10 protein-coding genes are annotated in these 7,623 nt (G+C 34.3%); all 10 read left to right on the top strand.

Features of this window, described 5'->3' with window-relative positions; all coding sequences use genetic code 11:
- The first annotated feature begins 200 nt into the window (after positions 1–200).
- The 10 genes from trpS (at position 201) to LWW95_11330 (ending at position 7,565) form a co-directional block, all read left to right on the top strand.
- Positions 201–1,361, top strand: a complete 1,161-nt coding sequence (gene trpS / locus LWW95_11375; GenBank protein MDL1957625.1) for a tryptophan--tRNA ligase — start codon at positions 201–203, stop codon at positions 1,359–1,361.
- Positions 1,349–2,443, top strand: a complete 1,095-nt coding sequence (locus LWW95_11370) for a radical SAM protein (GenBank protein MDL1957624.1) — start codon at positions 1,349–1,351, stop codon at positions 2,441–2,443. The genes trpS and LWW95_11370 overlap by 13 nt, the downstream gene beginning before the upstream one ends.
- Before the next feature lie 256 nt (positions 2,444–2,699).
- Positions 2,700–4,007 carry a B12-binding domain-containing radical SAM protein gene (locus LWW95_11365; GenBank protein ID MDL1957623.1) on the top strand — a complete coding sequence of 436 codons (1,308 nt, stop codon included), beginning with the start codon at positions 2,700–2,702 and terminating at the stop codon, positions 4,005–4,007.
- Between the two features lie 6 nt (positions 4,008–4,013).
- Entirely contained in the window at positions 4,014–5,060 is a 1,047-nt protein-coding gene (locus LWW95_11360) for a hypothetical protein (GenBank protein ID MDL1957622.1), read from the top strand.
- A 1-nt stretch (position 5,061) separates the two neighbouring features.
- Positions 5,062–6,042, top strand: a complete 981-nt coding sequence (locus LWW95_11355; GenBank protein MDL1957621.1) for an alcohol dehydrogenase catalytic domain-containing protein — start codon at positions 5,062–5,064, stop codon at positions 6,040–6,042.
- Between the two features lie 225 nt (positions 6,043–6,267).
- Positions 6,268–6,492: a type II toxin-antitoxin system HicB family antitoxin gene (locus LWW95_11350; protein MDL1957620.1), complete on the top strand. Its 225-nt coding sequence runs from the start codon at positions 6,268–6,270 to the stop codon at positions 6,490–6,492.
- Complete coding sequence (locus LWW95_11345) at positions 6,470–6,718, top strand: type II toxin-antitoxin system HicA family toxin (protein ID MDL1957619.1); 249 nt, start codon at positions 6,470–6,472, stop codon at positions 6,716–6,718. Before LWW95_11350 ends, LWW95_11345 begins: the two co-directional genes overlap by 23 nt.
- Before the next feature lie 173 nt (positions 6,719–6,891).
- Complete coding sequence (locus LWW95_11340; protein MDL1957618.1) at positions 6,892–7,122, top strand: hypothetical protein; 231 nt, start codon at positions 6,892–6,894, stop codon at positions 7,120–7,122.
- A 1-nt stretch (position 7,123) separates the two neighbouring features.
- Positions 7,124–7,366: a hypothetical protein gene (locus LWW95_11335; GenBank protein MDL1957617.1), complete on the top strand. Its 243-nt coding sequence runs from the start codon at positions 7,124–7,126 to the stop codon at positions 7,364–7,366.
- Positions 7,347–7,565, top strand: a complete 219-nt coding sequence (locus tag LWW95_11330) for a hypothetical protein (GenBank protein MDL1957616.1) — start codon at positions 7,347–7,349, stop codon at positions 7,563–7,565. The genes LWW95_11335 and LWW95_11330 overlap by 20 nt, the downstream gene beginning before the upstream one ends.
- The last annotated feature ends 58 nt before the right edge of the window (positions 7,566–7,623 follow it).

Here is a 7,623-nt window from a genome sequence, read left to right as displayed (position 1 = left end):
AGAACCCGATTATATATTCTGGCTCGGAACAATATGAGAAGAAAATTATACTCACGTGCCAAAAATCTGAGTAAGATAAGGAGTCCGCTGGATTTGATGGGGGTAGTAGGCATCCAGAATGAGTATATACGCAATGCGTATATGAACGAGTTATATGACATAGCCGCCTTGTTTAAAAGTTAAATATATAGGCGAAAAATATGGATAAGGATGGTGATAGAATGGATAAAACAAATAAAGAAAAAGGTGCATCAAAAGCACGGATAGATCCTTGGACATCTGATGAAATCAGAGATTATGATAGACTGTTTGAGGATTTTGGTCTTAAAAGATTTCCCGATAGTTATAGGGATGTTATAGATTCTCATATTTTTAAAAGACCAGGAATAATTGTAGCCGAAAGGGATTTTGATAAAATTATTGATAGGATTAAAGAAAAGAAACCATTTATTGTAATGACAGGGATAGCAAGTTCGGGTCCTCTACACCTTGGCCATAAAATGATAATAGATCTTGTGAAATCATTCAAAAAGATGAATGCAAAAATATATTTTGCTATTTGTGATATTGATGCGTACGTTAGTAGGCCAGATTACAAAGTCCCATCATTAGAAAAAGCCAAAGAATTTGCAGTTGAAAATCTTGCTCACGCCTTTGCATTGGGTTTAGAAAAGCAAGATGTATACGTGCAAAGTCAGAAAGAGCGTCGGTTTTTTGAGTTTAGTTTTGAATTATCAAAAAAAATAACGGCTAACACTTTTAAGGCTGTATACGGGCATTTGGATTTAGGAAAAATTGCAGCCAACCTCTTACAATATGCTGATGTTCTACATCCACAATTACCGGAGTACGAAGGAAAAATGCCAAGTTTAACTCCTATTGGATTGGAACAAGATCCACATGCCAGAGTTATTCGGGATATAGCAAAAAGACTTCCTTACAACTTTGAATTGCCTAGTTTTCTCTATATAACCCCTCAACCCGGGTTACAAGAAGGAAGTAAAATGTCTTCAAGCAAACCGGATAGTTCCATTCTTCTGTCAGACGATATAAATGATGTGAAGAAGAAACTTTATAACGCTTTTACAGGAGGTAGAGTTAGTGTCAAAGAACAGAGAAGACACGGAGGAGTACCCGAGAAATGTAAAATATATACTATTTTCAAATATCATCATGTAAGTTCAAAAAGCGTAGAAGAGATATTTTATAGGTGTAAAACAGGGTCTCTGCTTTGCGGGGAGTGTAAAAATATTTGTTTTGAGTTTATCGAGAAGTTTTTATTAAGTCATCAAGATAGATTTAATAAATATAAGCCAATCGCAGAGGAGATTGTGTACGAGGGGTATAAATGGAACAGATAACGAATAGATGGAACCATGAACAATATTATTTAAATGGACGAGGATATTATCGTAGTTTCAATTTTTTATTTTTATATGTGACAGAGAGATGTAACCTTAGGTGCAAGCATTGTTATATTGGCGACAGGTTGAGTAAACCAAACGAGTTTACTTTAAATAAAGCAATAGAAGCGCTAGATTATTTTAGAAGGTTAGGATCCAACTTACTGTTTATACTCGGTGGAGAACCTTTATTGTATCCATGGTTAGATGAAATTATAGATTATGCTTATGAACTTAGATATTACATAGTCATAACTACGAATGGGGTTTGGGAGGTAAATATATTGAAAAAAATAGATAGTAAAAAAGTTAGATATTTGTCATTCAGTTTAGATGGCTCCTCGCCTAAAATACATGATATGATTAGAGGTAAAGGCACTTATGAGAAATGCGTAAAGAATATGAAAATAGCGCAGGATATGGGATTTAACATCAGGATTGTGTCTACAATATCCGGCTTTAATCTAAAAGATGGAGAAAATATACTAAATATAGCCACTAAGATGAATATAAGTCTTGTGGACTACCACATATTTTCCGTAGAGGAAAGAGGGAGAAATTATACTTCATGGGATATAGCCGCCAAAAAGTGGATAGAATTTTGCAAACGGTTGGAGGAAAATCCTCTTGTATCTACTGGGATTGAGGTATATTATCCACCTACATATTGTACGCCCGAAGATTTTGAGATATATTTAGAGAGGGGTTACAGAGGATGCTTAGGAAAAAATATTGATAGAGTCTCACTTTTTCCTGATGGAAGTGCTTATATATGCTCATTATTTTATGATACAAAACTTAATTTTGGTATTTTTAATGAGAGTAGATTAAACCTTAACAGAAGTTGTTTGCCAAACGAACTTGAATTGTTTTGGTCATTACCAAATGGATGCATTAAGTGTGAATATAAAAATGTATGTAGTGGGGGATGTCCCGCTGCAAGATACCTCTACGGTGAAGAGAAAATTAAAAAATTATGTAACGAGAAAATTATTTCAATCTGCCGTTTATGGACTACACGTGCAGAAGGGAGAAAATAGATGAGCTACGCCACTTTACAATACTTATCTTTGATTCTGACCACGAATTGTAATTTAAATTGTATACACTGCTACGTTAATGGCGGTAATAAAAAAATTGAACAATTGGATAATAAAACAATTAACAAGATTATTAATGATGCCAAAAATCTTGGCGTCAAGGCTATTTATTTGTCAGGAGGAGAGCCACTTCTGATGAGGAACATTTATGAAATAATTGAGAATATAAATAAAAAAATCAGGTGAGGAGAAGCAAATGAGAATATTGCTATTACAACCTCCTTGGGATAATCATCTGAAAACCGATAGACCACCATTAGGAATAGCTTATATAGCAGCTGTTTTAGAGAAAGAGGGATATGAAGTCCAAATTAAGGATATGTTCCTTCGACCTGGGATTCCTATAGAAAAGCAAGTAAGAGAATATATGGAATTTGACCCTCAAATAGTAGGGATATCGACTGTTACGTCTACACATTCCAATGGTGAGAAAGTCGCAGGAATTATTAAGAATATAAACCAAGATGTCATAACTATTGTTGGGGGACCGCATGCCTCTGCACTACCAAAAGAAGTTATAAAAAACCCCAATGTCGATTTCGTAGTTAGGGGAGAAGGAGAAATAACCTTTTTGGAACTTTGCAGGCATATTGAGAGTGGAAAAAATATTGAGTATGTTTGTAGCGTTACCTTCATTAGTAAAGGCAAAGTAATCAGCACTCCTAATAGGGAATTAATTAAAAATCTAGATGAAATTCCTTTTCCAGCTAGGCACCTTTTAGATATAAATGAATATTCCTTAGAAATAAATGGAAAGAAAGCTACAACAATGATTTCAACCAGAGGCTGTCCTTTTAATTGTATATTCTGTTTTAAAGGTGTTTTTGGAAATACGTATAGAGAGAGAAGTGTATCAAATATAATAGAAGAGATAAAGCAGATTAATGATACCTATAATATCTATGCTATCTATTTCCAAGATGACTTATTTTTCTTAAATAGGAGAAGAGTCAAAGAATTTTGTAAGACTCTTAAAAAGGAAAAAGTAGAAATTGATTGGAGTTGTTTTTCACGAGTAGACTTAATGGAGAAGGATTTATTAAATGATCTTTCGGAAGCGAATTGTTATCGAATCCATTATGGTGTAGAGAGTGGTTCAAATAAAATACTCAAGCTATTACATAAAAATATAGAAAAAAGAAAAATAAAAGAAATTTTCCAAGAAACCCATAGAGCGGGCATAAAAACAAGAGCATATTTTATACTTGGTTTACCCTTTGACACGCCTGAAACTATTGTAGAAACAATTAAATTTGCTTTTGAATTGAAAACTGACGAGCTACAATTTTCAATAGCGACACCTTGGCCTGGAACCCCTTTATGGAATATGTTAGAAAAAAAAGATGTCAATTTCTCTCAATATATATTTATGAATCTTCGTTCAAAAAACCATTTAGAACCAGCACCTTTAATAATTCCATCACGGATATGCAATGAAGGTATTAGCGTAAAAGAGCTAATAGATATAATACTTTCTGCTGGGTGCCAATCGTCTAGGAGGTGAATATATATGAAAAAAGTGTTCAACCCTTGGAAAATCTCAACACTTAGCGAAGAGGATTATATTTTTCTGAAAAAATACTTTAATCTCAGCGATTTCAATTTTGATTTGCGTGACAAACCTATATTCTCTAAAAGGAATGTTATTCTTGGTCATGATAATTTTGATGTTTGGTTAAAGGCAGCAAATGAAGGAAAAAAGGTTGCATTAGTAAGCGGTTTCATGACGAGTGGGTGCCTCCACATCGGCAGCCTAACGATATTGAAGCAGATGGCGTATTATCAACAGAAATATAATGCGACAATATTCATACCACTAGCAGATTTAGAGGCCATCTGTGTAAGGAAAGTTAGAAAGGAATATATAGACAAAATAATTATCGAGTTTCTATCTCATTTTTACGCAGCAGGATTAGATTTAGAGAAGTGTGTGATATATCTACAAACTCAAAATGTAGAGGTGTTAAGACGTGCAATTTTTTTCACATCAAATATAGAGTTGAAAGATATGGAAAGAATTTATGATAGAAAAATGAGTCTAGGAGAGGTTTTTTCTTCTTTGGTAATGGTATCTGATATTCTTTATCCACAAACATTATCATATGAAAAAACGTTGATTACACTAGGAATAGATGAAATAAGTCATTTTATGCTGACAAAAGAGTTGGTAAAGAAACTTGGCTATGATTTTCCTTCTATAACATATAATAAAATGATTACCGGTCTACAAGGATCAAAAATGGGTAAGAGTATACCCAAAAATAGCATACTGCTTACAGATTCACCCGAAACTATAAAACAAAAGTTAAACAGTCTGAGAGATAAAAATTTTCCTCTTGTAAGAAACTGTGCATTTAATATCCTTCAATGGTTTTGTGAGGATGACTCTATAATAAAAGAAATAACAGAGGAGAAAGAAGTTAAAGTTGCTAACAATTTAGCCATTGAACACGCAATTGAAGTTACAAAACATCTTTTGAAGCAACATCAAAAAAGATATGAAGAGTTTCTAGAAAAAGCTGAGGAGATAGCTCCAACTCTTTATGGAGGGTCCTAACATGACAGAATATATAGAATATAAAGCATTGGTCTTAGAAAAGCCTTTTAAAATGACTTTGAAAAGATTGAGAGTACCGAAAAAAGAGCACATAGCGAAAATGATTTATTCTGGAGTCTGTGGTACAGACAAGCATGCTATAAAGGGCGAAGCAGACATTAAATTACCTGTTGTACTTGGACATGAGAATGTTGGAGTGGTTGAAGGCAAACGAGTAACTTGGCCAACAATTATTCCCTGCGGAAAATGCCATAACTGCAAAATCGGTATGGAAAATATTTGTGAAAACAATATGCTTTTCGGGCTTACTACTACCAAACCCCTTTTTGCTGGTGGTTGGGGAGAATATACTCCTCTCCCAGAAGGTACTATACTATATGAGATTCCAGATAATTTAGACGATGATGTTGCTGTTTTGATAGAGACTATGGCTAGTACTAAAAGTTTAAATCAAGTGGATGTAACAGATAAGAATGTTCTAATAATTGGATCTGGACCTATAGGATTGCTCTCCGCTGTACACGCTAAATATAAAGACGCCGGTTTAATAGCAATTATTGGGCATAAAGAACAGGTTAGGTTGATAGGAAAAATTGTAGATGAATTTTACAAAAAAAATACTCCTGTAGAAGAACTAAAACATTCTTATGATATTGTGATGGATGCTGGGGGCAACCCCGGATCGTTGGAATATAGTGTAAGAGCCGTTAAACCAAGAGGTATTATTTTAGAGGGGGCATGTATGCCTAAACGTTTTGATTTTGATCTCAGAAAATTAATAAAAAAAGAGATCAAAATGTTTACACAACTAGGATATGTTCCGAAGGATTTTATATGGGCTATCAAAATGGTGGAAGAAAATCAAAACATCTTGAGGAAAGTAATCACACATAAATTCAAATTAAGCGAATATAAAAAAGCAATAGACACTATGTTAAATGTTCATCATGGAAAAATTATGTTTTCACTTACAGAACTATAATACAAAAGTGAAAATATATCCCATCAGAAATTTGGCTCGGCGGCTACGCTTCGTCGCTTCGCTCCTCGCCTCGCTTACGCTCGGTCATATAACAGCGGATAAAAGGGAAATCAAAGATTTCCCCAAATTCCCCTTCAGGAAACTTCAGATACGCTCGGAACGTTAAGTGAAATTCGGCTCATGCGTTAAGAATTAACTATAATAATAATTAAATAATGATATAGTATGCTCGTAACATTTGAGATATACAATGATGGTGAATACTGGTGTGCAAGAGGTATAGGAGTGGATATATTCACACAAGGAAAAACACTTGATGAGTTGATGGAGAATATAAAAGAGGCTGTTGAAGTACATTATGGAGAATTATTGGAAAAAGGTGAAGATATAAGGATATTATCAATATCAGAAATAGAGGTGCATTCAACTGCCAAAGTTACCAGTCGTTAGTGGGGATAAACTAATCAAACTATTGACCAGATTGGGATACGAAATAGTAAGACAGAAAGGGAGCCACGTGCGTTTAAGAAAGAAAACAGAAATAGGTGAGCATAATATAACTGTGCCCAAACACAAAGAAATTGCAAAAGGTACACTAAATGATATTCTATCAAAGGTGTCTCTATGGAACAACATATCCAAAGAGGAATTAGTCAAAATGTTATCAAAAATATGAGAGGTGGATATATGACGCATGAGCTCTCGTAACCCTTCGGTTTCACCCCTCTCGGGGCCACTTAACAGGAGGATATGTGGCTTTTACAGAGCCTAAATTTGCTCTTGCAAGCAAACTTCACATATCCCCGGTTGTCCGAAATCCCGAACGCCGCTCTTAAGAGGTGAAATAACATGAATGATAAAATTGCACCAAATATAATAGATAATAGCCCAAATAGAGAGTTAATCAGAGTATTGAAAGATCAATTAAAAAAATCAAAAGAGGCTAAATTTGCCATAGGATATTTCTTCCTGAGTGGATTTTCTCTTGTTAAAGATGACTTTCCAGAAAATTATGAAAAGATACCATTTCTTAAAATTGTGATGGGAAATGAAACTACATATCCAACAAAAGAGGGGTGAGATGCTTGATTTTAAGGAAATAGAATCTGATTTGTTTACTGAGGTGGAGGAAGTTGAGAAGTTTATCTTTAACAATATTTCCTTACGTGCATGGATTGAGGAAGGAAGGATTGAAAGACAGGAGAGATGGGAATATCCACCAAAGGCATTGAGAGAGGCTATAGTAAATGCAATTGTCCACAGGGATTATCGTATTCCCTCTAAGATACAGATAAGAATATTTGATGATAGAATCGAATTATAGAATCGAATTCTGGAATCTAGGAAGATTACCAGAAGGTTGGACTGTTGAAACCTTAAAAGAAGAGCATACATCGGAACCATTTAATCCACTGATTGCGAGAGTTTTCTTCTGGGTAGGATATGTGGAAGAGGTTGGAACTGGAACGAATAAAATGATAAGTGTAAAGAATGGGGTCTCCCAGAACCTGAATTTAAAATAAAATCAAACAACATAGTGGTTATATTTAGAAAATCAAAACTTACTGAGGAATATCTAAA

The sequence above is a fragment of the Candidatus Desulfofervidus auxilii genome (assembly GCA_030262725.1).
Taxonomy (GTDB): Bacteria; Desulfobacterota; Desulfofervidia; order Desulfofervidales; family Desulfofervidaceae; genus JAJSZS01.
Note: the sequence above shows the minus strand (reverse complement) of the source record. Positions and strands in the feature narration are given on the sequence as shown.